The organism is Enterococcus sp. DIV1337a, from assembly GCF_051712285.1.
GTDB lineage: Bacteria > Bacillota > Bacilli > Lactobacillales > Enterococcaceae > Enterococcus > Enterococcus faecalis.
Map to the genome: position 1 here is coordinate 2,359,684 of NZ_JBIOOP010000001.1, position 26,396 is coordinate 2,386,079.

Below are 26,396 nucleotides of genomic sequence, written 5' to 3' on the forward strand. Positions count from 1 at the left end.
TGTTAGTCCACCTTATCTTTTTCTGCGACATTTTGACCAACGCCATTTAAAAATTCTTGAATCGTTAATTGACCTTTACCTGCTGGTTGCAGGCGATCAATTTGAAGGACTGTCCCTTCGCCACAAGCAATCCATAGCGCTTTTTTACTACGCTGGATAATCGTTCCTGGGGCGCTGGTTGTTGTTTCAGTCAGTGGTGTCACTGCCCAAATTTTCCAGTTGGTCCCTTGATAGGTTGTGAATGCTGTTGGCCAAGGACGCATACCACGCACTTGGTTGTCAATTGCCTCAGCGTTTTTTTGCCAGTCAATTCGTTCTTGTTCCCGGCTAATATTTGGTGAAAAAGTAGCCGCTTCTTCCACTTGTGGAATAGGCGTGATTTCGCCAGCAATTAGCCTAGGTAACGTTTCTAATAAAAGTTCTTTTCCTAGAACGCTTAATTTTTCAAACATGGTCCCTACATCATCTTGTTTCGTAATCGGAATTGCACGTTGCGATAAAATCGCGCCAGCATCCATTTTTTTCACCATTTCCATAATCGTGACGCCTGTTTCTTTTTCTCCTTCAATAATCGCGTAATGTACAGGTGCGCCGCCACGATATTTTGGTAAAAGTGAAGCATGAACATTAATCGCACCTAGTTTGGGCGCTTTTAAGATTTTCTCTGGTAAAAATTGTCCAAAGGCTGCTGTCACAATTACATCTGGTGCTAAGTCAATCACTTTTTCCATTTCAGGAGAACCTGAAATTTTCTCTGGTTGTAAGACTAATAAGTTATGTTTTAAAGCTGCTTCTTTGACAGGCGTTGGGGTAATCACTTTTTTTCGGCCAACTGGTCGATCTGGTTGCGTGACAACCGCTTGAACGTCATAGCCTGCCTCGATTAAACTTTCTAAAATCGGAACAGAAAAGGCTGGTGTGCCCATAAATACAATTTTAGTCATCAAAATGTTCCTCCATATACGCTTCTAAATCTTCTGGTGCAATTTTCTCAATCATTTTGTCGATAAATAACTCGCCATTCAAATGATCAATTTCGTGTTGAAAAGCTCGAGCTAAATAGCCGTAAGCCGTAACTTCCATTTCTTCACCTTCACGGTCAAAATAACGGACAGTCACTTCATCTGCTCGTTCAACGGTTCCATATGTTTCTGGAATACTTAAACAGCCTTCCACATCAATACTGGTTCCTTTTTTTTCAATAATCACAGGATTAATTAGTTCAAAACGACCAGATTCTTCATCGATTTCAATCACTGCCATTTGCAAATTTTTACCAATTTGCGGGGCTGCTAAGCCAATCCCATCATGGGCCAGCATTGTTTCATACATATCCTCTAGTAACTGCACAATTTCATCGGTAATAATCGTCACAGGTTGAGCCTTCATTTTTAAGTGTTCGTTCGGGTGAATCACAACTGGATAGCGCATAAGTGCTCCTTTCAAAGCTGTATTTTTTAAATAAAATTCATGGGTTCTGCATCAATAGAAAGTTTTAAACCACGAGCCGTTGCTCGTTGTGTATCGGTTAAAATTTCTTTCAATAATGGTTGAAGCATTGGTTCTTGCTTATACTTGATAATCACTTGATAAAAGTAACGATTATTGACACGCATGATTGCGTTGGGCGTTGGTCCCAACAAAATGGCTTGCGGTGATAAACCTTGTTTTAATTTCGTCGCAATTTGAAACATTTGTTTCGCTGCTTCATTTTCTTCAGGATGGCTAGCCGTAATTTGGACCGTAAAATAGTACGGCGGATAATCCCCACGATGACGAATATACATTTCTTTTGTATAAAAATCTTCATAATCTTGGGCTTTTGCCAATTGTATCGCATAATGCTCGGGGTTAAAAGATTGAATGATGACTTCCCCAGGTTTTTCAGCGCGACCAGCTCGGCCGCTGACCTGTGTCAATAATTGGAAGGTCCGTTCACTGGAACGAAAATCGGGTAAATTCAAGGCAGTATCAGCATTTAACACACCGACTAACGTCACATTTGGAAAATCCAGTCCTTTGGCAATCATTTGTGTGCCTAATAAGATATCCGCTTGTCCTTCACCAAACGTTCGCAAAATCTTTTCATGCGCACCTTTGCGACGGGTCGTATCAACATCCATTCGGAGAATACGACTGTCTGGTAATAATGTTTGTAATTCTTCTTCTACTTTTTGTGTGCCTGTTCCGTAGTAGCGAATTTTATCTTGGCCACAGTTGGGACAGCGATAAGGAATCCGTTCTTCATGCCCACAATAATGACATTTCATTGTTTTGCTATCCATATGCAAAGTTAAGGAAATATCACAATTCGGACACGGTAACACATAGCCGCAATCGCGACACATCACAAATGACGAATAGCCACGGCGATTAAGTAGGAGAACACTTTGTTCGTTTTTCTCTAAACGTTCTTGGAGTTTTTCTTGCAACGACATGGAAAAAGAAGAGACATTGCCATTTTCTACTTCTTGCCGCATATCCACTACATCAATCGTGGGCAAGGTTGCCGCTTGATTGGCACGCTGTGTTAATCGTAACCGCTGATAAACATTTTTTTGTGCACGAGCGCGTGATTCTAAGGACGGCGTGGCACTGCCTAAAACAACAGGGCAATGATGGTACTCCGAACGCCAAATCGCTAAATCTCTCGCGTGGTAGCGGGGGGTTTCTTCTTGTTTATAACTTGCCTCGTGTTCTTCATCAATAATGATCACACCGATGTTTTCGATTGGCGCAAAAATGGCAGAACGCGCACCAACCACAACTTCCGCTTCTCCTCGTTCAATCTTCCGCCACTCATCGTATTTTTCACCTTGCGATAAGCCACTGTGCATTACAGCAACATGTTCGCCAAAGCGACTTTTAAAGCGTTGCACCATTTGCGGAGTTAAAGAAATTTCAGGGACAAGCATAATGGCTGTTTTGCCTTGGTTAAGAACTTCTGCAATGACCTGTAGATAAACTTCTGTTTTCCCACTTCCTGTAATACCTTCCAATAAGTAGGTTTGACTTTGCTGTTCTTGGACCGATTGTAAGATTGTTTCCACAGCCACCTGTTGTTCTGCATTCAAAGATAACGCAGTCGTTTTTTCAAACGTCTGATTGGCAAACGGATCACGATACGCTTCTTTTTCAATGAACGTTAACCAGCCGTTTTTGGCCGCTTCATTTAAAAGCGTGGTACTAAAACCTAATTCTTTCATTTCCTTCACGGCGGTGACTTTTTCAGTGCCCAAGCGTTGTAAATAGTAAAGAAGTTGCTCCTTCTTCTTAGCTCCCTTGCGTAAACCCAAACGAATTTCCTCTAATTGTTCAAATTCCTTAGCAGCTTGAATAAAGCGGACCATTTTGACTTTATTTCTCGTCGTGACTTCGTAGCGAATATCGACTTTTTGCTGTTTGCGCAACGCCATTAGTTGAGGTAAAAGTCCACGTTCTTGGGCTTGATCCCACGAAATTTCCTCTAAACCATAAAATAACTGATCTTGTAATTCTTCAGAAAGCTCATCAGTTAAATAAATATATTTTTGGTAATCGGCACGCATTACGCTAGGCAACATAGTTTGCAAACAAGTGATTTTAAAGGCAAACGTTTTTTCCTTCATATAATCAGCTAAAGCCAACATTTCTGTATTTAAGACAGGTTTTAAGTCCAATACCGCCACTAGTTCTTTCAACTGAACGTTGGTTTCGTCAAGAACCGTTTTAGCCATTGGTTCAATGGCTAAAACAAACCCTTGTACATGTCGATTACCATTACCAAAAGGCACTTCTACACGCATGCCGACAGCCAATTGCTCATTTAAATTTTCAGGAACTAAATAAGTGAATGGTTGATCGGTTTGCATCGTTGGTACATCCACAATAACTTTGGCTACTTTTTGCATGGTGCGTCCTCCTTTTTATGTAAATTCTCTTTGCCTATTGTACTAAAGATTGACTGATTTGTCTTGTGTGTCTCGTTGGCACCTTTCAGAATAAACGAAGAGAAAGCCTCTGAAATAGACAGACGGCTTTCTCCATTCGTTGACAATCATTCAATTAATTTTTTTCGTCACGTAAACGGTTTTCTAATTCTTTTTGTTCTTGTTCACGTTGGCGTTTGCGTTCTTCACGTTCAATGCGTAGACGTTCGCGTTTTTCTTCAGGATTTGGATCGCTGATCACTGTTCCTGCTTCGATTTCTTCTAACGCACGACCTACACTTTTTACAGAATCAAAGGATTCAACGGTTGGTTGAACGCCTTCATCTAATTCATGCGCACGTTTGCTTGCTAAAATAACCAAAGAATATTTTGAAGGGACTTCTTTTAATAATGAGTCAATTGACGGTTTTAACATCATAAGGCTACATCTCCTCTAACATTTTAATATATTTTCCAATTACACGGTCAACACGGAAGTGCTCACTCGCGATAATGTCTTTAATTCGTTGCACGGCTAAAGGAACTTCATCATTCACTACCGCATAATCATACAGCGCCATCATTTCGATTTCTTCTCTGGCCACAGCCATTCGTTCTTCAATCACAGACATTTCGTCTGTTCCGCGGCCAATAATTCTTGATTTTAATTCCGCTAAATCGGGGGGTGTCAAAAAGATAAATACGCCATCAGGCACTTTGTCTTTGACTTGTTTAGCCCCTTGGACTTCGATTTCTAAAAAGACGTCTTTGCCTTCATCTAGCGTCTGGTTAACATACGTTAATGGTGTCCCATAATAGTTACCAACATATTCCGCATATTCCAACATTTCACCAGCTTCAATCATCGCTTCAAATTCTTCTCTTGAACGGAAATAGTAATCTACTCCATCCACTTCGCCTTCTCGCTGTTTCCGAGTGGTCATTGAGATTGAATATTGAAAATCATTTTCTTCACTGTCGAAAATAGCCTTTCTTACAGTTCCTTTCCCCACTCCTGAAGGACCTGACAATACGATTAATAACCCGCGCTCTGACATAACGACTTCCTTTCAAAACATAATTTCACAGTATTAGTTCTATTTTGCACTTTTTTTCTGCAATTTTCAAGGCTTTCTTAGAGATTCACTGAAAAAATAACATTTCTTCTTTAATTTGGCTTTCATAACTTGTTCTTTTTTTAAACAAATTATCTAGAATTCCTATACAGACAGCCATTTTTTAAGTAAAATAAAGTGATGACTCCTTTAGGATGAAAAAACGTGAATAAGAAAGGACTGAGAAACATCGCACGAATTAAACCATTTACATTGTTTCTGCTAGGCTTAGTCGTCAGTTGTGGGGCATTTTTCGCCCAACCTACTGTGACTCATGCAGAAGAAGATATTACCGCGATTGCTAAAAAAATGGGGACGACCCTGAAAGCGGATGGCATTCCCAAAGCAGCCATCGTTGTTGATGCCGATTCTGGAGAAATTCTCTGGTCGCAACAACCAGATTTAGCGTGGAATCCTGCCAGTATTGCCAAAGTGATGACTATGTACTTGGCCTTTGAAGCAATGGAACAAGGAAAATTTACAATGGATACCACTGTGACTGCTACGCAAAAAGATGTCGATATTTCTAAAATATATGCCATTAGTAATAACAAAATTACGTTAGGTGTTGCTTACCCAGTCCGCGAACTATTAAAAATGATTGCTGTCCCCTCTTCTAATGTGGCGACTCTCATGTTGGCAAATTTAATTTCAGGGAACCAGCCTACTGAATTTGTTCATTTAATGAATCAAAAAGCGGCCGAATTAGGGATGACAAACACTACCTATTACAACTGCAGTGGAGCGCAAGCAAGTGCCTTTAATGGCCTGTATCAAATGCAGGGAATTGACCCAAATGGCGATAACGTCTCTACAGCTAGGGATTTAGCTTCACTAACTTATCATTTTCTGAAAAATTATCCAGAAATTTTAGAAATCACCAATAAGCCAGTGGTGAAAACAATGGTTGGTACGCCTTACGAGGAAACCTTCGAAGCGTACAATTATTCTTTGCCAGGAGCTAAGTATGGCTACCAAGGCGTGGATGGTTTAAAAACAGGCTCTAGTCCAACAGGCGGGTTTAACTATATTGCGACTGTCAAACAAGGAGATTTCCGTTTAATTGAAGTCATTTTAGGCGTTGGTAATTGGCAAAACCAAGATGGTGAATACGAACGGCATGTGGCTGGGAATGCTTTGCTAGACTATGCCTATACAACGTATGAACGCAAAAAGCTTTTAGACAAAGGACCACAAACCATTGATCACAAAAAAGTCACTTTGGCTAACGATTTATACGGTGTCGTTCCCAAAGGCAGTCAGCCTACTTTTAAATTAGTAGCAGGGCAGGTGCAAGTCGACACGCCCTTGACCTTGTTAAATAGTACTGTTCAAGCGCCAAAAGTGGCTTACCAAGAAGTTAAGCCAAAACAAACAACAGCTGAAGCTGCGGAAGAATCAAACGAACATTCTGGGGATACCACCGTTGCAGAACCGAATCATTTTATTCCCAAATCGATTGCCACAAGTGTTTTAGTCCTTTTCGGGCTGATCTTCTCAGTAATTACCCGTCAGCTTCAAAAACGTTTAGAACGTCAGAAAAAACACGGTAAAGAAAGCAGTAAAACTGCAGCCATGCGGACAATCTTTTTAAGTGCCGCAGTTCTTTCTTTCCTATGCGCCGTTGGCTTGTTTCTTTTATTCTAATTTAAAAAAAATACCACCAAGCGTGAAATGCTTGGTGGTATTTTTTATAAGCCCATATTAGAAAGCGTATTGACCACGTTCATCAATTCATCGCGACGACGAACTTGTTTGTCGACAGGGCCGTCGACTTCTTTCACGTCAATGCGAACAACAAAGTGACGATTTAAGGTTACAAACGTGTCTTCGTTAATTTGGATATTTAATTCTGTTTCAGAATAGCTTGCACAAGCATCTTGCCAGACGTCAAATGGTTCTCTGTCTGAAGCGACTTCTGTTTTTACCACAGAACGACCACTTAATTCTTGAAAGGTTACATCATAAAATTTAGTCATTGCTTTCACCTCTGTCATTTATTCGTTACTTCTATATTATAGCGTTTTCTGGAAAAACACGAAACCATTTTCTCTATTCGACATTTTGAATTTGTTCCCGAATCTTTTCTAAGGTTGTTTTCATTTGAACGACACTATTTTTTATTTCAATTGGACTTGATTTCGAACCAATCGTATTGACTTCACGGTTCATTTCTTGAATTAAGAAGTCTAGTTCTCGTCCCACTGGTTCTGTTTCATCAAGCAACTGATGCAATTTATCAATATGGATATCCAAACGATCCAATTCTTCATGAATATCGCCTTTTTCCAATAAAATGGCCATTTCTGTTAATAAGCGTGTTTCATCCACTTGGCTACCTAACCATTCGTTTAATTTCGCTTCAAAACGCTGACGGTATTCCTGTTCAAAAACGCCCACAAACGCTTGTAGCTCTTGAATTGATTGGGTCAACACTGCTACATAGTCAAACAGGACTTGTTTAATTTGCGTTCCTTCTTGCACCCGACTTTGGTCAAGACTAGCGATGGCTGCTTCAAATACTTGAACAAGAAATGGTTCAAATGTCTGATCAACGATTTCCGCTTCCACTATTTCGACAAAATCATTTTGCTTTAATAAATGGTTGACCGTGATCCCTGCATCAAACGTTGCTTCCGGATAGTTTTTCTTTAAATGTTGATCCACCGATGTTAACAATTGATCAATTAAGTCCCACTGCACCCGCACTTCTTTTTGATTGTTGCCGATTTTTTGGAGATTTACATAGACTTCCACACGTCCACGTTTTAACGTGCGTTTGATTACTTGCCGAATCGCCAGTTCATAGGCATTCAGTTCCTTGGGCATACGCAACTGAATATCTAAAAATCGCTGGTTGACACTTTTGATTTCGACATCTAGTTGATAATTTTCATTTTGAATGGTCTTTTTTCCAAATCCAGTCATACTTTTCATTGACAGGGTGCTCCTTTTACATGGATTTAATTGTTTTGCTTAATTCAGCAAATTCTTCGTTGGTTAAGGTGATGCCTTTACCCATTTTTTCGTGATCAGGGGCCCATTCACGCAAATCAAATTTTGGTGGACGACCATTCCAACTAATTAAATTTAATTCTTTACGCCAGCCACGGGCATTCTCAGATAACACAGCGACTTCTTCTAAAATTTCATATGAAAATTCTTCTTTCATAACATTCACTCCTTGTTAGTATTCCTTAGGTTATTGTACCATCTTTTCCTCGACACTTAAAATACACATCTCTTTTCTATCACCCTGTCTATATAAACATACGCAACTTTTTCAAAAAATCAGTAAAAAAAAGCGGCGACTGCTCGTTTCAATGGTGTCAGTCACCGCTTCTCTGTTTATTCTTTTTCTGTATAAAGATCCACCACTTCAAAACTTTGGCAAACTAACAACATGTCGGGATAAAATTGTAGCTGATAGGGGGCCAGTTCTTCTTTAAAGAACCGCGCATGCTCTTCATACCAATAATCCAACGTCAAATCTCCTTCACCTTCCGCTTGCGCAAAAGATTCTGAGACCTTGTTCATGGGCATAATTTCAACTTTGGTTGTTCGAATAATAGCCAGCGGTTGAGACTGACCATCTAAAATTATGTCGTATTGACCAGCTTTAGGGAGTTGTTCTTCTTCCATCTTATAAATATCTAAAGAAGAACATGTCGCTGTCTTACGACCAGAAACAACCAATTGACCCAAACGATTACCCATCTCAGAAGAGCCATCACCAAACATCCACACATCGGGCATCAACATATCTAATTCATGTTTATCTAAAAAGTTTTGCCAGAACACTTCTACATTTTTTAACATCCTTTGCTCTCCTTTTTATTTTTACTTCACGCAACCTTCTTTCACTAATTATACATAACTGATTGCTTTTCTCCTATACTATTTTTACAAAATGAAAACTAAAATAATGTCAGTAACGTTTGGCCATAAAAAATGGGCTAAGTAACAAAACTTAGCCCATTTTTTATTTTGACTGTCGTTCTTTGATTTTCGTGAGTAAAGTTTGAACATGCTGGCGTGCTGAAGCTTCATCTTCTTGAAGCATCTTTTCCGATAAAATAAAGGAGCCGCCCACTGCTAACACTTCTTTCGCTTCCACATACTCTATAAAGTTTGTTTCATCAATCCCGCCAGTTGGTAAAAATTGAACATCATAAAACGGGCCGCTTAAACTTTTGATAGCTTTTAACCCGCCGTAAATATCGGCTGGGAAAAATTTAACCACTCGTAAGCCATACGCCAGCGCTCGCTGAATCTCCCCAGGCGTAGCTGTTCCTGGAAAAATAGGAACCTCCTTTGCCAGACAAAAATCAATGACTTCCGGAACAATCGCTGGTGAAACAATGAACTGTGCGCCGTTCGCTACTGCCTCTTGGGCTTCTTTCAAGGTTCTAACAGTTCCTGCGCCCACAATTAAATTCCCTGAAGCAGCAAGTTGTTTGATGGCAGGCAAGGCCAGCTGACTCCGAAAAGTGACTTCAATAAACGGTAATTCGTTTTCTACTAAGACTGATTCTACTTGTGGCAAATAGCGTAAATCTGTTGCAGTGTATAGTGGTAAAAGTTTACATGTCGCTAATTGTTGATACAGTTGATTTTTTTCAACTTTTGTTTCCATTCTGTCACTTCCTATTTTGTTTGGCTTTGGTTGCTTCGTACAGTCCTTGAATATAGGTCAACCCCATTGCTCGATCGTATAAACCATAACCAGGCATCGCTGTTTCCTCCCAAATTGCCCGCCCATGGTCAGGGCGGATAACGCCTTCATACCCTACGTCTACCAGTGCTTGCATTAATTCCGCCATATCTAACGAACCAGCGACACTAGGATGCGCCGTTTCTTCAAAACGATGCTCGCCTAAATATTTCACATTGCGGAAATGAACAAAATTAATTCTGTGACCTATTTCACGAATCATAGTAGGCAAATCATTCATCGGGTCCGCACCGAGGGAACCTGTACAAAATGTAAGCCCATTTGCTGGTGAGTCCACTAAGGAAAGGATCCGTTTCAAATCCGCTAAATTTTTGGTGATTCTTGGCAAACCAAAAATTTCCCAAGGCGGATCATCGGGGTGAATCCCCATTTTGATATTTTCTTCTTCACAGACAGGAATCACACGTTCTAAAAAGTACCGCAAATTTTCGACCAAATCTTCTTCCGTTACGCCAGCATACATGGCTTTCAATTCTTGAAATTGTTGCAAACGCTCCTCTTCCCAACCTGGTAACCGGAAGCCTTTTGACTGACTGTGAATTAATTGATACATGTCTTCTGGCTGCATATTCTCTACCACAGCTTGATCAAATAACAACGATAAGCTGCCATCTTCATTCTCATACGCCAAGTCCGTTTTAGCCCAACCAAAAATAGGCTTGAAACTGTAGCACACTAAGTAAATTCCGCATTTCCCCAAGTTACGCAACGTTTGGCGGTAATTATCAATATAGTGGTCTCGTTGATCCGTCCCCGCTTTAATGGCATCGTGAATAGCGACACTTTCAATTCCTAAAAGTGCCAATCCTTCTTGTTCCACCGATTGTTTAAGTGCCTGAATTTCAGCTACTGTCCAAACATCGCCTGGTAGTTTATTTAACAAGGTACCGACAACGCCAGTAATTCCCGGAATCTGTCGAATGTGTTTTAACGGAATGGCATCGCCTGCCGCTCCGTACCATCTAAATCCCCATTTCATTGCTTTCACCCTTTACTACATTCTTAAAAATCATCGTCCTCATCCTCTTCATCCTCAAATGAAGTCATAGAAATATCCCATGCTTGCACACTTTCTTTGCCTTGCGCAACAATCGCTTGCGCCGCTTCAGCAATCGGTGTGCCCAATAATTGATGGTTTATCGCTTCTAAGACCATTGGTAAGTTGGCGCCACTCACCACAAAGATTTTCTTTTGTAGTGCTGGTTCGAGTTCGTTAATCACCAAAACTGCCTGATTGTAAGGACTCGCACTTAATAAGTCAACCATGACCAACACGCCATCCCCTTGTTGGACATTTTCAATCGCTGTTTTAATTTGTCCACCTAGTGCTTGGACATCGTCTCCACTATTTAGATTAACGGTTTCGATATTTTCGGTTGTGCCCATAATCACGGTAGCTGCGTCTTTCGCACCGTCACTTAGTGCACCATGTGTAGCAATCACAATCCCTAACATAAAAGTTCCTCCTTCAATTCAGCGGCTTGAGTCATTACTTCAAACAGTCATGCAATGACTCAAGCGACTGGCCTTTTTTATAAATTAAATTTGCCTAAAACCTCTTTTAAACTAGTTTTTGGTGCAGAAGGCGTTGCTTGGAAATAAATATCTTCTACGCCATACACCTCATGTAGTTCTTTTAATTTTTCAGCATCTTCTTTGTTTAAATAAACAGATTTGGTTACTAATAAATCTTTTTCTGGATTCTTCTGTGCAATACCGCCGATGTTTAACTCCTTCATAGGGACTCCGTGTTTTACTAAGTCATAAATTACAGAGACGGTTTTAGCGATTAAAATACAGTTGTACTCTTTGAATTGGTATTCATCCCAATAAAATTTGGCTTTTTCCGGCGTAATGACAATGGTTTTTTGTCCTGTCCGACTGCCTGCACTTTTGTATAAATCACGCATAAATTTATCCTTTGCCACCACTTCATCGACAACGAAAATGGAATTAACGCCACTTTTTTGGGACAAGGTCACCATCACTTGTCCATGAATTAATCGTTCATCTACTCTTGCTAAATTTACTACGCCCATCTGATTCACGTCCTTTTCTTTTTATAAAATACCGACTGTTGCTAAGACAATTAAAATACCTGTTAACCACAATAATGCTTGCGTAACTTTCAAGCCTTTTTTCGTATAGAACCAATACACACCCATTACGACTGCTAGCGGTAAGAGTCCTGGGACAATCTGATCAAGAATATCTTGGACCACAAACTCACGGCCAGAAAGTTTAAATTGAAGGGTTGAAGAAACTTTTACATAATTACCAGCTAAAATTCCCATCATGAACAACCCTAAAACAGATAACATTTCAATGGCTTTTTGAATCCCCGCACTTTGCATTAAGCCTGTAGCATTCCGCCCCATTTTGAAGGATTGTCTCGCAAAGAACACACCTAACAGTACTTGATAAAGGGCAAACGCGACAAAGGGGAAAATCGCACCTAATGCGCTACCTTGTTGCGCCCACGGCACCGCAATCGCAATAAAAATATATTGAACCGTGCCTGAGTCAATCGCATCACCAATCCCAGCTAACGCGCCCATCAAGCCAGCTTTGGTGTTATACATTAAATCATCTTGCATCATGATTTCGCTGCCTTCATGTTCTTCTTTGGCCCGCTCTTGTTCCATGGAAGCCATCAACCCAGTAATGACCCCGCCGCCCCAACTTAATTGCGTATTGAAAAACAGCAGTTGACGCATATAAGCGGCTTTTAATTGTTCATCGTCTTTATATAATTTCTTTAAAAGTGGCATCATTGCGTACAATAACGAAGGCGCCAAGTAACGTTCAAAGGAATGGGGAATTTCATTGGCAAAATGCCAACGGAGATAGGCTTTTGTAACATCTTTATTGGTAATTTCTTCTGGTGCTAAATTCGTTGTTTTCGGCACGACTTTTTCTGTTGTTTCCGTCATTTCAGTTCCTCCTTTTTCTTTTAAAACCCGTCATCGTAATCGTCATCATCATCATCATCAAAATCAATGGTGGCACTGGCGGAACCAGCACTTTCTGCTACAGGTTTGCCTTTTTGGACTTGCACAAAAATTAACGCAATAATTACGCCAAAGATGGCATACGTTACCATGGTAATTTCCAACGACTTAAAGACGATACTCATGAAGTATGCAAGGAAAAAGAAAACCAAGAAATCTTTTCGACCAATGACATAGACCGTTGTCGCAATCCCAATTGCGGCTAAACCACCACCGACTACTTCTAACACGTGAATCACAACGGTTCCTTCTAATGCTTTAATAATATCGGCAATGACTGGTGCCCCTAGATAAAGAGCAAAAAAGACTAATGGAACGAATAAAATAAATGAGGCAATCGTTGGATACCAGATAATTGAGCGGGCAATTTTTTTAGAATTTAGTTCAGCTACCGCACGATCGGTATACTTCCCTAAAAACGTGTTAATAAAGAAACGGAATTGATATAAATAACTTCCTAAAAGACCGACAGGAACCGCTACGGCGATAGCCGCTTCTGGTTTCAAATTCCCTAGCAACGCAACTGGTACAGCAATCGCTGCCGCAATTGATGGTTCTGCTGGCATAGAGCCACCTGGTGAAAAAACACCCATGTAAATCATTTGTAATGCTGCAGTGACAATCATCGCTTTCGGGACATCGCCCATCACTAAACCTGCTACTAACCCTGTCATTAAGGGCGAGAAACGCAACGTTAACGTTGCTCCTCCTCCGAGCCATCTGGACATAATTGCTGCCACCCAAAGCGCCATTATCAAACTTTGTAAAACACTTAACGTTTCCATAGTTCCTCCTTCTTATCCTTGGTTTTGGATATACTTTTCTAGCTCTTCAATCCCTTGACGTAAACGTTCTTCCGAAATCTCAATAGGAATTAAATGAACCTTTTCTTTTGAATCAATAAATTGAACCATTGCATCGAGTACTGCTTCTTCTGGGTAAAGGCCCATTTGTCGTAACGACATGGGCAAGTTTAGCTCTTGATAAAAGGGGATTAATGCGTCTATGATGGCCCACCTTTTTTCCAATGCTAATTGATAGAAGATGCCGTAAGCTACTTTTTCGCCGTGTAAATAGTCATGACTTTTGGGTAAAAATTTACTCATAGCATCATGCATGGCGTGTGCTGCTGCATTGCGGGCGTATTTGTCGCCGAAGCCGCCGACTAATCCGGAAACAGCGAAAACAATTTCTGAAAGATGGACAAATTCAGGGGTGAGTTTGCCCTCGTCCATCGCTGCTAAGGCTGCTTTCGAGTCCCGCATAATCGCTTCTTGCGAAAGCTTAGCGGTCGCTCCCGCTAATTGTAAAAAGGGTTCCCCTTGCAAATGGGCTTGGCGTAAAATGGTCTCTGATTCATACCATTTCGCTAACGTATCAGCTAAACCAGCGACAAAATAATCACGGGGCGCATCAAGAAGCAACTTAGGATCGGTGATTAAAAACGCAGCTTGGCGAAAGAAATGTTCCGTTTTGCCTACGGCCGCGCCATTTTCTTGATACATCACAGCTAACGGTGTCCACGGCGCACAGTTACTAGCCAAAGTGGGGACCAAGCCAAAATTCAGATTGTTTAAATGGGCGCTGTAGCCCACTAAATCGGCTAACTTACCGCCGCCGACTCCCAGAAGAAAGTCAATCTGGTGTTCCTTTATTAGCTGTGAAATTTGCTTGGCGCCAAAATAACTACATTCTCCTGTGTAAGTGTGATAGAAAAATTGATACTCTGGATCTGTCAAGAATGACAAAAATGGCTGAGCTTTTTCAAAGGATACGGTGCCATGCACCACCAAAATTCGTTGGGCGTGATACTCCTTGAAAAGTGACGGCACAGAAGTTAAGGCGCCTTCGTGGTAACGATAAAATTGCGGTCCAACTTTCACTTTTAAATCAGTTAACATGCTCCTCCTCCTTCTTAACTAACATAACGACTGACTTCTTGCACTGCCCGTTGAGGTAAAATACCTTGCACCACGTCTTCCACATCTTGCACGCATTTTTCTCCCATCGCTTGTAAGCATTCCATGGTATAAGCGGAGGTGTGCGGCGTCATTACTACATTTTCAAACGCAAGATAAGGATGATTTTTCCGACCTGGTTCCTCTTCTAAAACATCTGTCCCAAGCCCAGCAATTTTGCCCGATTGCAAGCCGGCAATCATGGCTTCTTCATCAATCAAGGCGCCTCGTGCGCTATTGGAAAGATAGACGCCATCTTTCATCTTGGCAATTTCCGCCGAGCCAATCATGTGATAACTTTCTTCAGTTAAATTGGCACATAAACAAATGATGTCTGCCGAGGCTAGCAACGTATCCAAGTCTACTTTTTTGGCTCCATAACTTTGCAGATAAGTGGCGGATTTATAGGGATCATACGCCAATACATCACAGCGAAATCCGTTTCGTAACGTCTCAACGACACAACTTCCTGTGTTCCCAACACCAATGACACCCACAGTTTTGTTAAATAACGTCCGACCGACAAAATTCGCTCGTTTTTCCCATTGATCCGCTTTAACGCTGGCATCTGCAGCCACGGTTTGCCGTAAAACAGCTAGTAAATTTGTGACATTGTTTTCCGCCACGGCATCTCGTTCTACTAAAGCTGGGATGATGGAAACAATTGTCTCGTGCTGTTTTGCAGCGTCTAAATCGATGTTGTTATACCCAATGCCATGGCGAGAAATCAGCAGCAATTCATCTTTATGTTCAAAAAACTCTTTCGTGAAAAATGGCGTCACGCTAGCAATAATAATCGTATATCCTTGTAAACATTCCGCTAACTCTTTGCCACCAATTTCACTGTCTACTGTAAAATGCTTCACGGTGCCTATCTTTTCTAAGCGCGTCAAGTGTTCAGGAAAAATTTGACCAAAACTACTGGAATTCACTATGGCAATTTTTTGTTTTTTTAACATGACTAAACTCCTTTACTGACTTTTTACGACTTCATGCCCACCAAATCCTTGTCGCAAAGAAGCGACCACTTTGTTTGAAAAATGATTTGCTAGCATACTTTCATTTCGAGTAAATAAGGACAACGCCGTAGTTGGGACGGGCATCTCCAAACGCAATGCTTCTTCAATCATCCATTTGGCTTCGCCATTTGCTGCAACTTTCCCTTCTAGATTGGCTAACGTAGGATTTTTCGCAAAAACCTCTTTCGCTAAGCCCATCAAGCGAGCTTCAATAATCGAGCCGTGATTCCACACATCGGCTACTTTCTCCAACGCAAAATCATATTCAGCAGCTTCTAATAAATTGAATCCTTCGCCCATGGCTTGCATCATGACGTACTCGATCCCGTTATGCACCATTTTCAAATAGTGACCAGCTCCTGATTTTCCAGCATAAAGATACCCTTGTTCACAAGCTAAATCTTCAAAAAACGGGGTTAACACTTTGACAGCTTCAGGCGCTCCGCCAACCATTAAACAGGCTCCTTCCCGCGCTCCTTTGATGCCACCAGAAGTACCACAATCAATAAAATAAATTCCTTTTTCCTTGGCAAACTGAGCATTTGCGACACTATCATGAAAATTTGAATTGCCACTATCCACAATGATATCCTCTGGTGCTAATTGCTCTACCAATTCTGCCACTAATTGATTGGTAATCTGACCAGCGGGGGTACTTAAAAAAATCACCTTCCTTTTGTTAAGCGCTTTCAATAATTCTGACAACGAATCTACAACGGAAAGCCCCTGTTCTCTAGCAGTCGCTCTTGCTTCCTTTGTTACATCAAAGCCAATAATGGGCCAGCCTTGCTCGTGAACATTTAACGCCATGTTCAAACCCATTTTCCCAAGTCCAATAAAGCCAATGTCCATTTTTCTTTCACCTGCCTCTTTTGATACTTCAATCATAAAGGATAAAAAAAATAATGTAAACGATTACACTAATTAAAAAATATTTTTTATTTTTTAGCAAAAATCTTGCCTAATCAAAAGGTAAAACGTTTTTATTTTTAAGGAGCTTTCATGCAAAAAACGCAAGTAAATCTCTTGGTATCACGTTCTTTTTATAGACGACTTTCTTTAATTGAGAGAAGGATTTTCAAGCCGCCCTCAATTTTCAGAAAAAAGATTATTTATTTTTTTTGGCTTTTTTTAAAGAATTTCTTTTTTGTGGGAAAAAGAGAAATTGTATTTGTCCTCTTTTTCCACTATAATCAGTCTATACCAACAATGAAAAGGCATTCATTCTGTTTTAAAAAAATAAGATTGGAGGAACGTGTTAATGAAAAACCACTATTTGGATCAACGGATTCGGATCAAAAAACCGAATTTGAGCCTCACAGAAAAGAAAATTTCCGATTACTTTGTTCATTCTGAATCATTATTGACACAAATGACGTTAGAAAGTCTGGCCAACGAAATTGGCGTCTCCCAATCTTCCGTGTATCAATTTGTAAAAAAGATTGGCTATTCTGGGTTCCAAGAATTTAAAATTGATATCGCCAGAAATTCTAATTATCAGCCGACTTTTCAAAACGTCAATAGCGTGAATGGCGCCGATGATATTTCACCAGATGATGATAGTATTACGATTGCTAAAAAAGTCTTACAAGCCAATATTTATTCCCTCAGCAACGCCACACAGTTCTTAACAAAAGAGTTGTTAGATAACGTGTTGGCTTTGATGTACTCTGCCAAAACGCTTCATTTTTTTGGGCAAGGTGGCTCTTCGATTGTGGCTTTTGATAGTTTCCATAAATTCATTCGGACCAACTATCGGTGCAACTACATTTTTGATTACCACATGCAGTTAAGTTTTGTCACAAAATTAACCAGTGAAGATTGCGTGTTTATTTTTTCCCATTCAGGCAAAACCAAAGAATCAATCAACCTAGCACGACAAGTTAAAAAAACCAACGCAAAAATGATTACGTTAACCGGCAACAGCGGCTCAGAATTGGCAGGCTTGTCCGATGAAGCAATTATTGTCGTCACCGAAGAAGGTTTGTTTCGTGCGGAATCCTTGGCTTCACGGATTAGTTACTTAACGGTAATGGATATTTTATATACAAATACGATGTATCACAATTTTGATCAAAATGCCGATTCCTTGAAAAAAATCCGTGATAACATTAGCACGACTAAGACCGATCCACATTATTTGTCGTAAAGATCTGAATGGTGCTTCTTTTTGTAATATGGGGCCTCGCAAATTGGCTTGACACCGTGAATCTACATTTTATGAAGCAAGTGAACTCCCATGGAGGTATTTAAAAAGCGACCAATTTTTTGGTCGCTTTTTATCTTGTGGGTAAAAATAAGTTAGAAAAAAGAACTTACATGACTACTTTCATAGCCTTAAATTTTAAGATAAACAACAGTTCCCTATTTATGGAACAATAGATGACATGTATAATTAATCAATGTATTCAAGCCTTTGAGAGTGTTAAACAGTATCAACTCCACAAAGCTCCGTTTTCATTAGTCTCTAGGTATTAAATTAACTATTGTAATTTTTCTCTTTCTTCCCAAATCTTCCTTCTTCGAATCGCTTCTTCAGAATAACTAGGTACAAATTGATCACCCTTTAATTCATATCCTAAAGACTCCAAAAGAATCATCGCATACTCCTGAGAAATATTCAAATTGATTGCTAATTCGTTAAGTTCCCAGTTCCCTTTATTTATAATAAACTCCCTTAGTTGCCTTGAAGATCGTATTCCTTGTTTATTTACCCAATATTCAGCTATTTTTTGAATATCTTTATATTTTAATTTATACTGTAAATTCTTCAAGTTATCTTTTACATAATCAACCGCTAATGCTAAAAAAACTTGAAACATTATGTTACTAAGATTGTTTATTATTACTTCAAGAAAAGAGCCTGACCCTGCCGCTGCCCCCATACCTTTTGGTACATATATATATGACAGAAATATCGTTTCTTATATGTCCTTTTTCCTTCAAATTCTTTAATTCTTTTAGCTTCCAATTATGTTTGACGTTATCAAAAATATCAAGAAATATCACTTCATTTTTTTCGTTAAAATAATAGTTAAGCATACTATCATAAAGATTTTGTCCTTTTATTGGATTAAGAGAAAGATAAACAAATTGGTTGATTATCTTTCCTTTAAAATTACTCATTTTATGTTCAGTACACCTCTTAGCTATATCTCTAGCTATATCTGTTATTGAATCATCATCATCCAGCTCCTTTGTTACTGTATAAAAATCATCCAGACTAAAATTTTTTAGATCAATATCTGGGGCATCGATATAAATAAATGTCATTTCCATGAATACAACTTCTCCTTTACCATATTTATTTACTTGATTCCTTTTTACAATTATCTTACATGTTAATTTTACTATTAAAAATACTGTTACACAAAATTTTATATAAAAAAGAATTAGAGTTATTACATAAGCATAAGCTATTGCAACACTTCTTTAAAAACATAAAAATTATTGCCTCTTCTGTAGGTCTCTTAACTAAATTTTTTGTACGCTACTAGTTACTTTTTTCTTTTTCTTTAGATTTCGCTAAATAAAAATTTTTCCGCTCTGCTTTATTTTGCAACTCATCAATTGGTTCAAAGAAAATACTAAAAAACGCTTGGCATAAGCCAAGCGTTTTGATTCTCTCATTACATCGAACCTTTAAAAACATCTTTATTCTTAGCAAAATAATCAACACCAGAGTAAATGGTGAAAATCAAGCAGACATATAGCATGATTTGATCTAGTGGTAGATGGAGTGCTGAAAATGGAATGTTGTTAATGAACAGCAAAATAATTGCAACCATTTGGGTAGCTGTTTTTACTTTTCCTGGCCAAGCTGCTGCCATCACTTCGCCATGTTCGACTAATAACAACCGTAAACCAGTTACTGCCAATTCACGACAAACAATAATTGCTACAATCCAAGCGGGTACTTTGCCTTGACCAACTAAGACGATAAAAGCGGTCATCACTAGCATTTTGTCCGCTAATGGGTCCGCAAATTTTCCGAAGTTCGTCACCAAGCCTTGCGCACGGGCAATTTTGCCATCCAGCCAGTCTGTAAAACTAGCAACTGCAAAAATAATCGCGCCCACTAATTGGGTAACGGCTAACGTTGTGTCGCCAAAACTAATCGTTCCCCAGTCCATTGGTACTGATACAATAATAATAAAAATCGGAATCATAAATATTCTTAAAACAGTTAATTTATTTGGTAAGTTCACTTCAATTGCCCCTTCCTTCTCCTGTTCTATTTTACGTTATCTTGCTGGCAGTGTCACGAAAAAAAGAAAAGAATCTGGAATAATTGCCGTTTGACAGTTTATCCAGATTCTTCTTACACCATTTCTAACGATACGTAATCCCTAATGTAACATCCTTACGAATTAAAACTGGCGTTTTTTCCAGTGTTAAATCGGCGCCATCGACTTGAATGGCGACGTTATTTGAGGCGCCTAAAATCAGTGTCGCATTGGCGGCATTCGCAGGTAAAGCTGTTGTTTGGGTCTCTCCTGCTTGCAGAGTGTGTTGGTAAGTATAGTTACCATCGACCATCACGCCAATCCAGCAAGAGCCTTCAGTTCCTTTAAAGGTAATATTGATTGGACTATTCGCATCTTTAACCGTTGCAGTTACTTGATTGTTGGCATCACTCACCACAGCCACAGCTGTTTTCTTCTCTGGTTCGCTTGAAGAAGACGGCGGTGTACTACTTTGTGTGCTACTTTCTGGGGCTTGACTTGATTCTTTGGGTTTTTCCACACTGGCACTAGTTGCCGGTGTTTGAATAATCGGTTCGGCTTTTTGATCTTGCCACATAATATACAGCACCACGACCGCAATAGCTAAACCAATTAACGAAAAGGCGATGGCCGGTAAATTACGCAGTAACCAACTGGCTTGCTTTTCTTCGTCATGTAATTGCTTACGTGACCCTTCAAGCTCTTCATACACTGGCTTGGGCTCTTCGACAATTGCTGGTTCTTTGCCATCATAGATATCTACCAATTGATTGCCATCTAAGCCAACCGCACTTGCATATTGGCGGATAAACGACCGCACATAAAAGGTGCCTGGTAAGGACTCAAAATCGTTTTGTTCAATAATTTCTAAATATCTTTTTTGAATTTTTGTCATTTGTTGCAGTTCATCAATTGAGATGTTCTTCTGCAATCTTGCTTCTTTTAGTGTTTCTCCAATATTTACGCTGGCCACTCGTCCATCTTCTCCAGTCTATTTTGTTAATTTATCGATTGTCTCATCAGTCTTTTTCAATTGCCAAGGAAAACATTCCCGTCCTTTAAGAATACCACAAAAGAAGCCAACTGAGGATAACAAAATTGAAAGATTTCAAAGATTTTTCTTTTTCTTAAACAGTTGGTTTATTGCTCGGTTTCTCCTTTAGGATACATGTAGAAACGGCTCAGTCCTTCTTCACGAATAAAGGTCTCTGCTACTTGGCGGACATCTGCTAATTGAATGCTTTCAATGACTTCAATCTTATCAAACAGCGTGGTTTCGCCGAACAATGATTGTGAAAATTGGTTGGCGATATACTCTAAAGAGTTTAAGGATTGGAAGTATTTACCAATCATTTTTTTCTTCAATAAGGACAAATTTTCTTCCGTTAATTCTGGACTTGTTGTGGCAGATAATAAAATAGCTTCAATTCGTTCTGCTAAAACTTCTGGTTGCTCACTATCGCCGCCAATATCCGCAAAATGGAAACTGCGATCTAGATTAAAGTCATAACTAAAACTATCATCTAACAAGCCTTCATCATAAAGAGCCAAATAGTTTTGAGAGGTATTACCAAACAATAATTGTAACAACAAGTTCACGGTGACTTGATATTTCATTAAGTCACGACCCGTTGTTGGTACTTCGTCTAAGCCTTTCAAGCCAACAAGCACTTTTGCCCGTGTGACCGCCATTTCAATGGCGCTCTCTTTGACAATGTCAGCAGCTGTTTCTTCTGGAAAATGCCGACGAATGGGTTGGGCGGCAGGAAACTCTTTCGCCGCTTGGTTTTCACGAATGAAAGCCATTAACGCTTCAGGATCCATTTTCCCTACCACGAATAAGGTCATATTACTTGGATGATAAAACGTATTGTAGCATGTATACAAATCTTCTGCGGTAATCTCCGCAATACTTGCCACTGTACCGGCAATATCAATATGCAATGGATGTTTCGGATAAAGGTTGCCTAAAATACCAAAGAACAAGCGCCAGTTAGGATCATCTAAATACATTTGAATTTCTTGTCCGATGATGCCTTTTTCTTTTTCGACCGTTTCCTTCGTGAAATACGGCGATTGCACAAAATCAAGCAACGTTTCTAGATTTTGTGTCACTTGATCCGTCGTTGAAAACAAATAACTCGTTTTCGTAAAACTGGTAAAGGCATTCGCTGAAGCCCCTTGTTGTCCAAATTTTTGGAAGACATCGCCATCTTCTTTTTCAAACATTTTATGTTCTAAAAAGTGGGCGATTCCGTCAGGTACTTCAATCATTTCCTCTTGCCCAATTGGCACGAACGTATTGTCAATTGAACCATAATCGGTCGTAAACAAGCCATACGTTTTTTGGAAATCATTTTTCGGTAATAGGTAAACTTTTAAACCATTCGCCAGTGTTTCTGTATACAATGTTTCTTTAATTTGTGCATAGTCTTTTTTAATCATTTTCCGTTTCTCCTTCCAAAAAGAAGATTGCTTGAAGTTCCAAGCGTTTGGCTACTTCTTGGATTTCTGAAATGGTTACGGCATTGATCCGTGCAATCCATTCCTCCGCCGTCAGCATCGTCTGCGGCATTAATTGGTTCAAGTATTCTTTTTCCAGCCACGCGCCTGCATTATCTAACGCCAAGATATACTGATTTTTTAGCATTGCTTTCGTTTGTTCAATTTCTAATTCGCTAATCTTACCTAAGCGAATATTTTCCAATTCTGTCGAAATCAAACGCAAGACCTGATTCCGATTTTTTCCATCGATTCCTGTTTGGACCGTCATCAAGCCACGGAAGGTATCGATACTACTAGAAGCATAATACGCTAAATGTTCTTTTTCACGGACATTCATAAATAATTTAGAATGCGGGAAACCGCCAAAAATCCCATTAAACACTTGCAACGCAAAATAATAGCTATCGCCATAATAAATATCCGTATTGTAAGCTAAGTTTAATTTCGATTGGGCTAACACCTCACGCTCGGTCCGTTCTTCAATCACATTGCGAATTGGTTGATTGTAGAAAATCGCAGCTTTGCCTTCTTCACGAGGCGTAAACGGTAATTGCTTGAATAATGGCACTAACTCCGCCTCATTGACATCGCCTAAGACAAAAATATCCACTTGATCTTCCGCAAGCATTTTTTGATAATACGCCGCTAATGATGCCGCTGTTTCCTCAGCTAACGCCGCAACGGTCCCGAAACTAGGGATTTTTTGATCCTCCGATTGATTAAAATAAACACTTTGAAGCGCCAATGAGGCATAGGTTTGCTTATCCTCCACAATACTTTCCAAGTACGCTTTCAAGTTCTCTTTCTCCCGTTGGAAGGTTTCCGCTTCAAATTGGCCCGCTTGAATATTGGGGGCAAAAATAATTTCCTTCAAAAAGTCCACCGCTTCGGCCAGAACCTGACTATCCTGTAAATAATGATCATTGACAATGTTCATAGAAATATTAAACCAATGTTGATTGCCTTTTTTGGAAACGCCAATCCCAAAGCTGGCGCCGTAAAGTTCCGCCAAACGCTCACTTAACTTGACTTGATTCGGGTAATTTAAGCTGTTGGTTTCCATCAAACTGGACAACAGCGTTCTTTTTGTAATGGTTTCATGATTTAATCGTGTATTAAAGCGGACTAAAAGACGCACCGTTTTATATTTTTCTGTAGGAATGACGTGTAAATTCACGCCTTTAACTAATTGAACAGACATTGCCGCATCGCTCCTTCATTTGCTTCATCTTACCTAAAGAATGCTGTGAAATATATGTATCGTGTAAATTCTAAAGCATTTTTTAATGTTTTTTCCAATAGCTCCATTATAACACAGCTTCAGGTGCTTTCTGAATGATAAGAGTTTTTCAGTTCAAATTTTCAAGAAGATTCGGTATACTGTTTTTAAAGTGAGGAGGGAAACAGGAATGATTAAAGAATTTAAAGAGTTTATCATGCGCGGAAGTGTCTTAGACCTAGCCGTCGGTGTTGTCATTGGTAGTGCGTTTACGGCAATTGTGACACAAGTGGTGGAAGGCTTGATTACCCCGTTAATTAGTCTGATTTTTGTCTTGACGACTGGGAAAAAGAGCGCTGACGATGCATTGGGTGCCCTTGTCTATAAAGTCGAAGGCGTTGAATTCAATATTGGTAGCGTGATTAGTGCACTTATTACATTTTTAATTACGGCCTTCGTCCTCTTCTTGATTGTCAAAGCGGCCAACAAAATGAAAAACCGTGGCAAAAAAGAAGAAGCGGCAGAAGAAGAAGTGGTACCAACCAGCGAAGATTACTTAAAAGAAATTCGCGACTTATTAGCAGCACAAACACCGCCTGCTGAAACTGTCAAAACAGACAACACCTTCACAGAGAAATAAGCAAAAAGTCATCCTGAGAGGATGACTTTTTTGTTTTGTCTTAGAGAGAGGGTCCTGCGACGAGGTTCCAGGTGATGTTGCCGGTGTAGGCGCCTGCTGCTAGTTGAGGTGTAGGTGTGGTAATGTTCAAACTAATTTTACTCAATTCTCCTGTCCAAAGCCCTTGCCCTTTACCCGCGCCCGCATTTGCCATTAGTGATGCATCTGTACCAATAGTTATACTGGTACCTGAAAAAATTGGTGCAGATGGATCTGAAGAAAAACCGGGTCTAGACTGTTGATAGACTTTCGTTTCAGAGTTATATACAGCATACCCTCCTGTTTGAGTAAAGTTAATAGCACCTTGTAATGTATCAGTTTTACTGGTCATACTGGGAATTTGAGCAGTAACATGCCATCCTTCTTTCGTTCCTCGCACGTCACCAATACTAAAAAAACGACTATAAGTATGAGCTGGTCCAGTAGGTGAGGTATACTCCCATGCCCTAATTGGAATGGCTGATGTATCATCTGTAATTTTTTTAGTACTAAAGGTCATATCTGTAGGAATATTTAGTAAATCAAAATCGGTATTTGATTCATTTGGATCAGGATTACTTGTCCCATTGCCATTATCTTCCTGATTTTCTAAAGATCCCCCTTCAATCCCCACCGTCACCGGTGTTTTCCCTGTCGTAGTTGCCTGTGCCGAAAGAGGTGATAAACTAGCGCCAACGACCGCACTACCAACCAATAAACTTGCTAAGATTTTCTTTTTCATTCTATGTACGTCTCCTTTAACTATTATGAATTTCCAGAGAGCGCTGATCATTTCTTCGGTACTTCTGAAGCTATAGCCTTATTATACAAGAATCTGCCCTCGTCGTAATTTTAAATATTTAACAGCCATCTGTAAAAATCGATGATTCCTTTAAAAACAAGCATTTCTACTGATTTCAAGCTTTAATTTCAGCATTTTTTGATATTTACAAATGTTATTTAATGATTTTTTCGTCAAATTCGTTTAAAAAACAAGGAGAAAACGTCAAAAAGTAAGAGTTGGACCTCTACTTTTTGACGTTTTCTCCTAAAATCTTATACATTTACCGGCGGTTCTTGCGAAAAAATCGTCAATTTCCATTTAATGACAGCCGTTTTTGTATTTGTTCGTCACTAAGACTTACAATTTACGGCGACGCGCAAATTCTACAAACTTAAATTTGTTTAAGCGATGACGGGATTCCGTATAACCAAAACAGCGGGTATCTTCTAAGTTCATGATACTGCGGACCACGACGACATGATTGCCTTCGACTTCACCAATCAGCTGCTTGTCCATTTCTGTGAGCGGTTCCACGGTAATTTCTTTCTGGGCGTAACTAATCGCTAAGCCAAGGTCGTTTTCCAAATAATCAAAAATTGAATCTTCGGCACGCTGCTTCGGCAGTTCAGGGACAATCGCTTTAATTAAGTAATCAATGTCTAAAATATCGACTTCCCCTTCAATCTCCCGTTGCCGGACTAAGCGCCAAACAGGGGCCCCTTCCGTCCAACCAGTCAATTGAGCCAAGTTGCGCTCCACAGGAATTTCTTCTAAGGAAACCACATGGGTATGACTTTCAATATGTTGCGTTTGTTGTAACTCCTTGTAACTGGTCACTCCTGAAATAGGAAAATTAAATTTTTTAAAGTTTAAGACAATCGAGCCTTTGCCTTGTTTTTTCTGAATGTAGCCAGCGTTAATCAGTAAATTTAAGGCTTTCCGAATTGTTTCACGGGAAACATTGTAGGTTTCCACTAATTGATTTTCACTAGGTAATAAATCGCCCGGCTGATACTCACCTTGGACAATTTGTTGTTCTAATTCTAAAAATATGTCATGAAACTTGTTCATGCCGATCCTCCTCTACCAACAATTTCTTTTCTAAAAGCATAGCATATTCCCTCCGAAAAACCTAGAGCTGGTCAGAAAAATCCCCCGCACTTTCTGCTCTTCTTACACTACTGACTTCTACAGTCAAACCGCGGATTTATAGCCTTTTTTTCGAAACTAGCGCAGTCTGTTACAGCGCTCTTCTGGA

At 39.7% G+C, this 26,396-nt stretch carries 29 protein-coding genes; 3 read left to right on the forward strand and 26 right to left on the reverse strand.

Features of this window, described 5'->3' with window-relative positions; genetic code table 11:
* Positions 1-2 precede the first annotated feature (2 nt).
* The 5 genes from fmt to gmk all read right to left on the reverse strand — a co-directional run bounded on the left by fmt (position 3) and on the right by gmk (position 4,966).
* The gene (gene fmt / locus IGL49_RS11185; RefSeq protein WP_104854426.1) at positions 3-944 is read right to left on the reverse strand and encodes a methionyl-tRNA formyltransferase; all 942 of its coding nucleotides are present in this window, start codon (positions 942-944) and stop codon (positions 3-5) included.
* Positions 937-1,431 carry a peptide deformylase gene (gene def / locus IGL49_RS11190; RefSeq protein WP_002371656.1) on the reverse strand — a complete coding sequence of 165 codons (495 nt, stop codon included), beginning with the start codon at positions 1,429-1,431 and terminating at the stop codon, positions 937-939. The genes fmt and def overlap by 8 nt, the downstream gene beginning before the upstream one ends.
* 26 nt (positions 1,432-1,457) lie before the next feature.
* Entirely contained in the window at positions 1,458-3,890 is a 2,433-nt protein-coding gene (gene priA, locus IGL49_RS11195; RefSeq protein ID WP_104854425.1) for a primosomal protein N', read from the reverse strand.
* Between the two features lie 154 nt (positions 3,891-4,044).
* Positions 4,045-4,347 (reverse strand): DNA-directed RNA polymerase subunit omega, encoded by a 303-nt coding sequence (rpoZ, locus tag IGL49_RS11200; RefSeq protein WP_002354916.1) that lies wholly within the window; start codon positions 4,345-4,347, stop codon positions 4,045-4,047.
* Positions 4,348-4,351: 4 nt separating this feature from the next.
* Complete coding sequence (gene gmk / locus IGL49_RS11205) at positions 4,352-4,966, reverse strand: guanylate kinase (protein ID WP_002354915.1); 615 nt, start codon at positions 4,964-4,966, stop codon at positions 4,352-4,354.
* Positions 4,967-5,188: 222 nt separating this feature from the next.
* On the opposite strand from gmk, the gene IGL49_RS11210 reads away from it, so the two are divergent.
* The gene (locus IGL49_RS11210) at positions 5,189-6,670 is read left to right on the forward strand and encodes a DUF1958 domain-containing protein (RefSeq protein WP_104854424.1); all 1,482 of its coding nucleotides are present in this window, start codon (positions 5,189-5,191) and stop codon (positions 6,668-6,670) included.
* A 44-nt stretch (positions 6,671-6,714) separates the two neighbouring features.
* On the opposite strand, the gene IGL49_RS11215 is transcribed toward IGL49_RS11210, so the two are convergent.
* The 13 genes from IGL49_RS11215 to gnd form a co-directional block, all read right to left on the reverse strand.
* Positions 6,715-7,020 (reverse strand): hypothetical protein, encoded by a 306-nt coding sequence (locus IGL49_RS11215; RefSeq protein WP_002383233.1) that lies wholly within the window; start codon positions 7,018-7,020, stop codon positions 6,715-6,717.
* A 55-nt stretch (positions 7,021-7,075) separates the two neighbouring features.
* Complete coding sequence (locus IGL49_RS11220) at positions 7,076-7,960, reverse strand: YicC/YloC family endoribonuclease (protein ID WP_104854423.1); 885 nt, start codon at positions 7,958-7,960, stop codon at positions 7,076-7,078.
* A gap of 16 nt (positions 7,961-7,976) precedes the next feature.
* Entirely contained in the window at positions 7,977-8,195 is a 219-nt protein-coding gene (locus IGL49_RS11225) for a YdbC family protein (RefSeq protein WP_002381076.1), read from the reverse strand.
* 176 nt (positions 8,196-8,371) lie between these two features.
* On the reverse strand, positions 8,372-8,842 hold the full coding sequence (locus IGL49_RS11230; protein ID WP_002354908.1) for an ASCH domain-containing protein: 471 nt from the start codon (positions 8,840-8,842) through the stop codon (positions 8,372-8,374).
* A gap of 163 nt (positions 8,843-9,005) precedes the next feature.
* Positions 9,006-9,659: a bifunctional 4-hydroxy-2-oxoglutarate aldolase/2-dehydro-3-deoxy-phosphogluconate aldolase gene (locus IGL49_RS11235; protein WP_104854422.1), complete on the reverse strand. Its 654-nt coding sequence runs from the start codon at positions 9,657-9,659 to the stop codon at positions 9,006-9,008.
* Between the two features lie 4 nt (positions 9,660-9,663).
* Positions 9,664-10,737: a mannonate dehydratase gene (gene uxuA, locus IGL49_RS11240; RefSeq protein ID WP_104854476.1), complete on the reverse strand. Its 1,074-nt coding sequence runs from the start codon at positions 10,735-10,737 to the stop codon at positions 9,664-9,666.
* Positions 10,738-10,760: 23 nt separating this feature from the next.
* Entirely contained in the window at positions 10,761-11,213 is a 453-nt protein-coding gene (locus IGL49_RS11245; RefSeq protein ID WP_104854421.1) for a PTS sugar transporter subunit IIA, read from the reverse strand.
* Positions 11,214-11,290: 77 nt separating this feature from the next.
* Positions 11,291-11,797, reverse strand: coding sequence for a PTS system mannose/fructose/N-acetylgalactosamine-transporter subunit IIB (locus IGL49_RS11250; protein ID WP_002354904.1), 507 nt, complete (start codon positions 11,795-11,797; stop codon positions 11,291-11,293).
* Positions 11,798-11,818: 21 nt separating this feature from the next.
* The gene (locus IGL49_RS11255; RefSeq protein ID WP_061866711.1) at positions 11,819-12,691 is read right to left on the reverse strand and encodes a PTS system mannose/fructose/sorbose family transporter subunit IID; all 873 of its coding nucleotides are present in this window, start codon (positions 12,689-12,691) and stop codon (positions 11,819-11,821) included.
* 20 nt (positions 12,692-12,711) lie between these two features.
* Positions 12,712-13,554, reverse strand: a complete 843-nt coding sequence (locus IGL49_RS11260) for a PTS mannose/fructose/sorbose/N-acetylgalactosamine transporter subunit IIC (protein ID WP_104854420.1) — start codon at positions 13,552-13,554, stop codon at positions 12,712-12,714.
* Positions 13,555-13,566: 12 nt separating this feature from the next.
* A complete protein-coding gene (locus tag IGL49_RS11265; protein WP_104854419.1) occupies positions 13,567-14,670 on the reverse strand; it encodes an iron-containing alcohol dehydrogenase family protein in 1,104 nt (367 codons plus the stop codon).
* Between the two features lie 14 nt (positions 14,671-14,684).
* A complete protein-coding gene (locus IGL49_RS11270) occupies positions 14,685-15,686 on the reverse strand; it encodes a D-isomer specific 2-hydroxyacid dehydrogenase family protein (RefSeq protein ID WP_002385197.1) in 1,002 nt (333 codons plus the stop codon).
* 12 nt (positions 15,687-15,698) lie between these two features.
* Positions 15,699-16,634, reverse strand: a complete 936-nt coding sequence (gnd, locus tag IGL49_RS11275) for a phosphogluconate dehydrogenase (NAD(+)-dependent, decarboxylating) (RefSeq protein ID WP_162782552.1) — start codon at positions 16,632-16,634, stop codon at positions 15,699-15,701.
* Between the two features lie 373 nt (positions 16,635-17,007).
* On the opposite strand from gnd, the gene IGL49_RS11280 reads away from it, so the two are divergent.
* The gene (locus IGL49_RS11280; protein ID WP_002383224.1) at positions 17,008-17,895 is read left to right on the forward strand and encodes a MurR/RpiR family transcriptional regulator; all 888 of its coding nucleotides are present in this window, start codon (positions 17,008-17,010) and stop codon (positions 17,893-17,895) included.
* 334 nt (positions 17,896-18,229) lie between these two features.
* On the opposite strand, the gene IGL49_RS11285 is transcribed toward IGL49_RS11280, so the two are convergent.
* The 6 genes from IGL49_RS11285 to yfmF form a co-directional block, all read right to left on the reverse strand.
* A complete protein-coding gene (locus IGL49_RS11285) occupies positions 18,230-18,631 on the reverse strand; it encodes a hypothetical protein (protein ID WP_241690084.1) in 402 nt (133 codons plus the stop codon).
* Positions 18,597-19,025, reverse strand: a complete 429-nt coding sequence (locus IGL49_RS11290) for a hypothetical protein (RefSeq protein ID WP_241690085.1) — start codon at positions 19,023-19,025, stop codon at positions 18,597-18,599. The genes IGL49_RS11285 and IGL49_RS11290 overlap by 35 nt, the downstream gene beginning before the upstream one ends.
* Positions 19,026-19,375: 350 nt before the next feature.
* Positions 19,376-19,954 carry a CDP-diacylglycerol--glycerol-3-phosphate 3-phosphatidyltransferase gene (gene pgsA, locus IGL49_RS11295; RefSeq protein ID WP_104854417.1) on the reverse strand — a complete coding sequence of 193 codons (579 nt, stop codon included), beginning with the start codon at positions 19,952-19,954 and terminating at the stop codon, positions 19,376-19,378.
* Between the two features lie 124 nt (positions 19,955-20,078).
* On the reverse strand, positions 20,079-20,945 hold the full coding sequence (locus tag IGL49_RS11300) for a RodZ domain-containing protein (protein WP_104854416.1): 867 nt from the start codon (positions 20,943-20,945) through the stop codon (positions 20,079-20,081).
* A 167-nt stretch (positions 20,946-21,112) separates the two neighbouring features.
* The gene (yfmH, locus tag IGL49_RS11305) at positions 21,113-22,417 is read right to left on the reverse strand and encodes an EF-P 5-aminopentanol modification-associated protein YfmH (RefSeq protein WP_002380969.1); all 1,305 of its coding nucleotides are present in this window, start codon (positions 22,415-22,417) and stop codon (positions 21,113-21,115) included.
* Positions 22,410-23,678, reverse strand: coding sequence for an EF-P 5-aminopentanol modification-associated protein YfmF (yfmF, locus tag IGL49_RS11310; protein WP_104854415.1), 1,269 nt, complete (start codon positions 23,676-23,678; stop codon positions 22,410-22,412). Before yfmF ends, yfmH begins: the two co-directional genes overlap by 8 nt.
* Positions 23,679-23,886: 208 nt before the next feature.
* Here yfmF and mscL point away from each other — a divergent pair, with 208 nt between their 5' ends.
* Positions 23,887-24,336, forward strand: coding sequence for a large conductance mechanosensitive channel protein MscL (gene mscL / locus IGL49_RS11315; protein ID WP_104854414.1), 450 nt, complete (start codon positions 23,887-23,889; stop codon positions 24,334-24,336).
* Between the two features lie 40 nt (positions 24,337-24,376).
* Here mscL and IGL49_RS11320 read toward each other — a convergent pair whose 3' ends face one another.
* Positions 24,377-25,096 carry a WxL domain-containing protein gene (locus IGL49_RS11320; RefSeq protein WP_104854413.1) on the reverse strand — a complete coding sequence of 240 codons (720 nt, stop codon included), beginning with the start codon at positions 25,094-25,096 and terminating at the stop codon, positions 24,377-24,379.
* A 399-nt stretch (positions 25,097-25,495) separates the two neighbouring features.
* A complete protein-coding gene (treR, locus tag IGL49_RS11325) occupies positions 25,496-26,209 on the reverse strand; it encodes a trehalose operon repressor (protein WP_104854412.1) in 714 nt (237 codons plus the stop codon).
* Positions 26,210-26,396 lie beyond the last annotated feature (187 nt).

Excerpts from the sequence above, each read along its gene's own strand:
- priA (WP_104854425.1), bottom strand. The coding sequence starts at position 3,890 with ATGCAAAAAGTAGCCAAAGTTATTGTGGATGTACCAACGATGCAAACC.
- IGL49_RS11290 (WP_241690085.1), bottom strand. The coding sequence starts at position 19,025 with ATGGAAATGACATTTATTTATATCGATGCCCCAGATATTGATCTAAAA.
- IGL49_RS11245 (WP_104854421.1), bottom strand. The coding sequence starts at position 11,213 with ATGTTAGGGATTGTGATTGCTACACATGGTGCACTAAGTGACGGTGCG.
- yfmH (WP_002380969.1), bottom strand. The coding sequence starts at position 22,417 with ATGATTAAAAAAGACTATGCACAAATTAAAGAAACATTGTATACAGAA.
- def (WP_002371656.1), bottom strand. The coding sequence starts at position 1,431 with ATGCGCTATCCAGTTGTGATTCACCCGAACGAACACTTAAAAATGAAG.
- IGL49_RS11255 (WP_061866711.1), bottom strand. The coding sequence starts at position 12,691 with ATGACGGAAACAACAGAAAAAGTCGTGCCGAAAACAACGAATTTAGCA.
- yfmF (WP_104854415.1), bottom strand. The coding sequence starts at position 23,678 with ATGTCTGTTCAATTAGTTAAAGGCGTGAATTTACACGTCATTCCTACA.
- IGL49_RS11265 (WP_104854419.1), bottom strand. The coding sequence starts at position 14,670 with ATGTTAACTGATTTAAAAGTGAAAGTTGGACCGCAATTTTATCGTTAC.
- mscL (WP_104854414.1), top strand. The coding sequence starts at position 23,887 with ATGATTAAAGAATTTAAAGAGTTTATCATGCGCGGAAGTGTCTTAGAC.
- IGL49_RS11220 (WP_104854423.1), bottom strand. The coding sequence starts at position 7,960 with ATGAAAAGTATGACTGGATTTGGAAAAAAGACCATTCAAAATGAAAAT.
- treR (WP_104854412.1), bottom strand. The coding sequence starts at position 26,209 with ATGAACAAGTTTCATGACATATTTTTAGAATTAGAACAACAAATTGTC.
- IGL49_RS11230 (WP_002354908.1), bottom strand. The coding sequence starts at position 8,842 with ATGTTAAAAAATGTAGAAGTGTTCTGGCAAAACTTTTTAGATAAACAT.
- IGL49_RS11285 (WP_241690084.1), bottom strand. The coding sequence starts at position 18,631 with ATGGGGGCAGCGGCAGGGTCAGGCTCTTTTCTTGAAGTAATAATAAAC.
- IGL49_RS11235 (WP_104854422.1), bottom strand. The coding sequence starts at position 9,659 with ATGGAAACAAAAGTTGAAAAAAATCAACTGTATCAACAATTAGCGACA.
- uxuA (WP_104854476.1), bottom strand. The coding sequence starts at position 10,737 with ATGAAATGGGGATTTAGATGGTACGGAGCGGCAGGCGATGCCATTCCG.
- IGL49_RS11280 (WP_002383224.1), top strand. The coding sequence starts at position 17,008 with ATGAAAAACCACTATTTGGATCAACGGATTCGGATCAAAAAACCGAAT.
- IGL49_RS11270 (WP_002385197.1), bottom strand. The coding sequence starts at position 15,686 with ATGTTAAAAAAACAAAAAATTGCCATAGTGAATTCCAGTAGTTTTGGT.
- fmt (WP_104854426.1), bottom strand. The coding sequence starts at position 944 with ATGACTAAAATTGTATTTATGGGCACACCAGCCTTTTCTGTTCCGATT.
- IGL49_RS11215 (WP_002383233.1), bottom strand. The coding sequence starts at position 7,020 with ATGACAGAGGTGAAAGCAATGACTAAATTTTATGATGTAACCTTTCAA.
- IGL49_RS11250 (WP_002354904.1), bottom strand. The coding sequence starts at position 11,797 with ATGGGCGTAGTAAATTTAGCAAGAGTAGATGAACGATTAATTCATGGA.
- IGL49_RS11225 (WP_002381076.1), bottom strand. The coding sequence starts at position 8,195 with ATGAAAGAAGAATTTTCATATGAAATTTTAGAAGAAGTCGCTGTGTTA.
- gmk (WP_002354915.1), bottom strand. The coding sequence starts at position 4,966 with ATGTCAGAGCGCGGGTTATTAATCGTATTGTCAGGTCCTTCAGGAGTG.
- IGL49_RS11320 (WP_104854413.1), bottom strand. The coding sequence starts at position 25,096 with ATGAAAAAGAAAATCTTAGCAAGTTTATTGGTTGGTAGTGCGGTCGTT.
- rpoZ (WP_002354916.1), bottom strand. The coding sequence starts at position 4,347 with ATGATGTTAAAACCGTCAATTGACTCATTATTAAAAGAAGTCCCTTCA.
- IGL49_RS11260 (WP_104854420.1), bottom strand. The coding sequence starts at position 13,554 with ATGGAAACGTTAAGTGTTTTACAAAGTTTGATAATGGCGCTTTGGGTG.
- gnd (WP_162782552.1), bottom strand. The coding sequence starts at position 16,634 with ATGATTGAAGTATCAAAAGAGGCAGGTGAAAGAAAAATGGACATTGGC.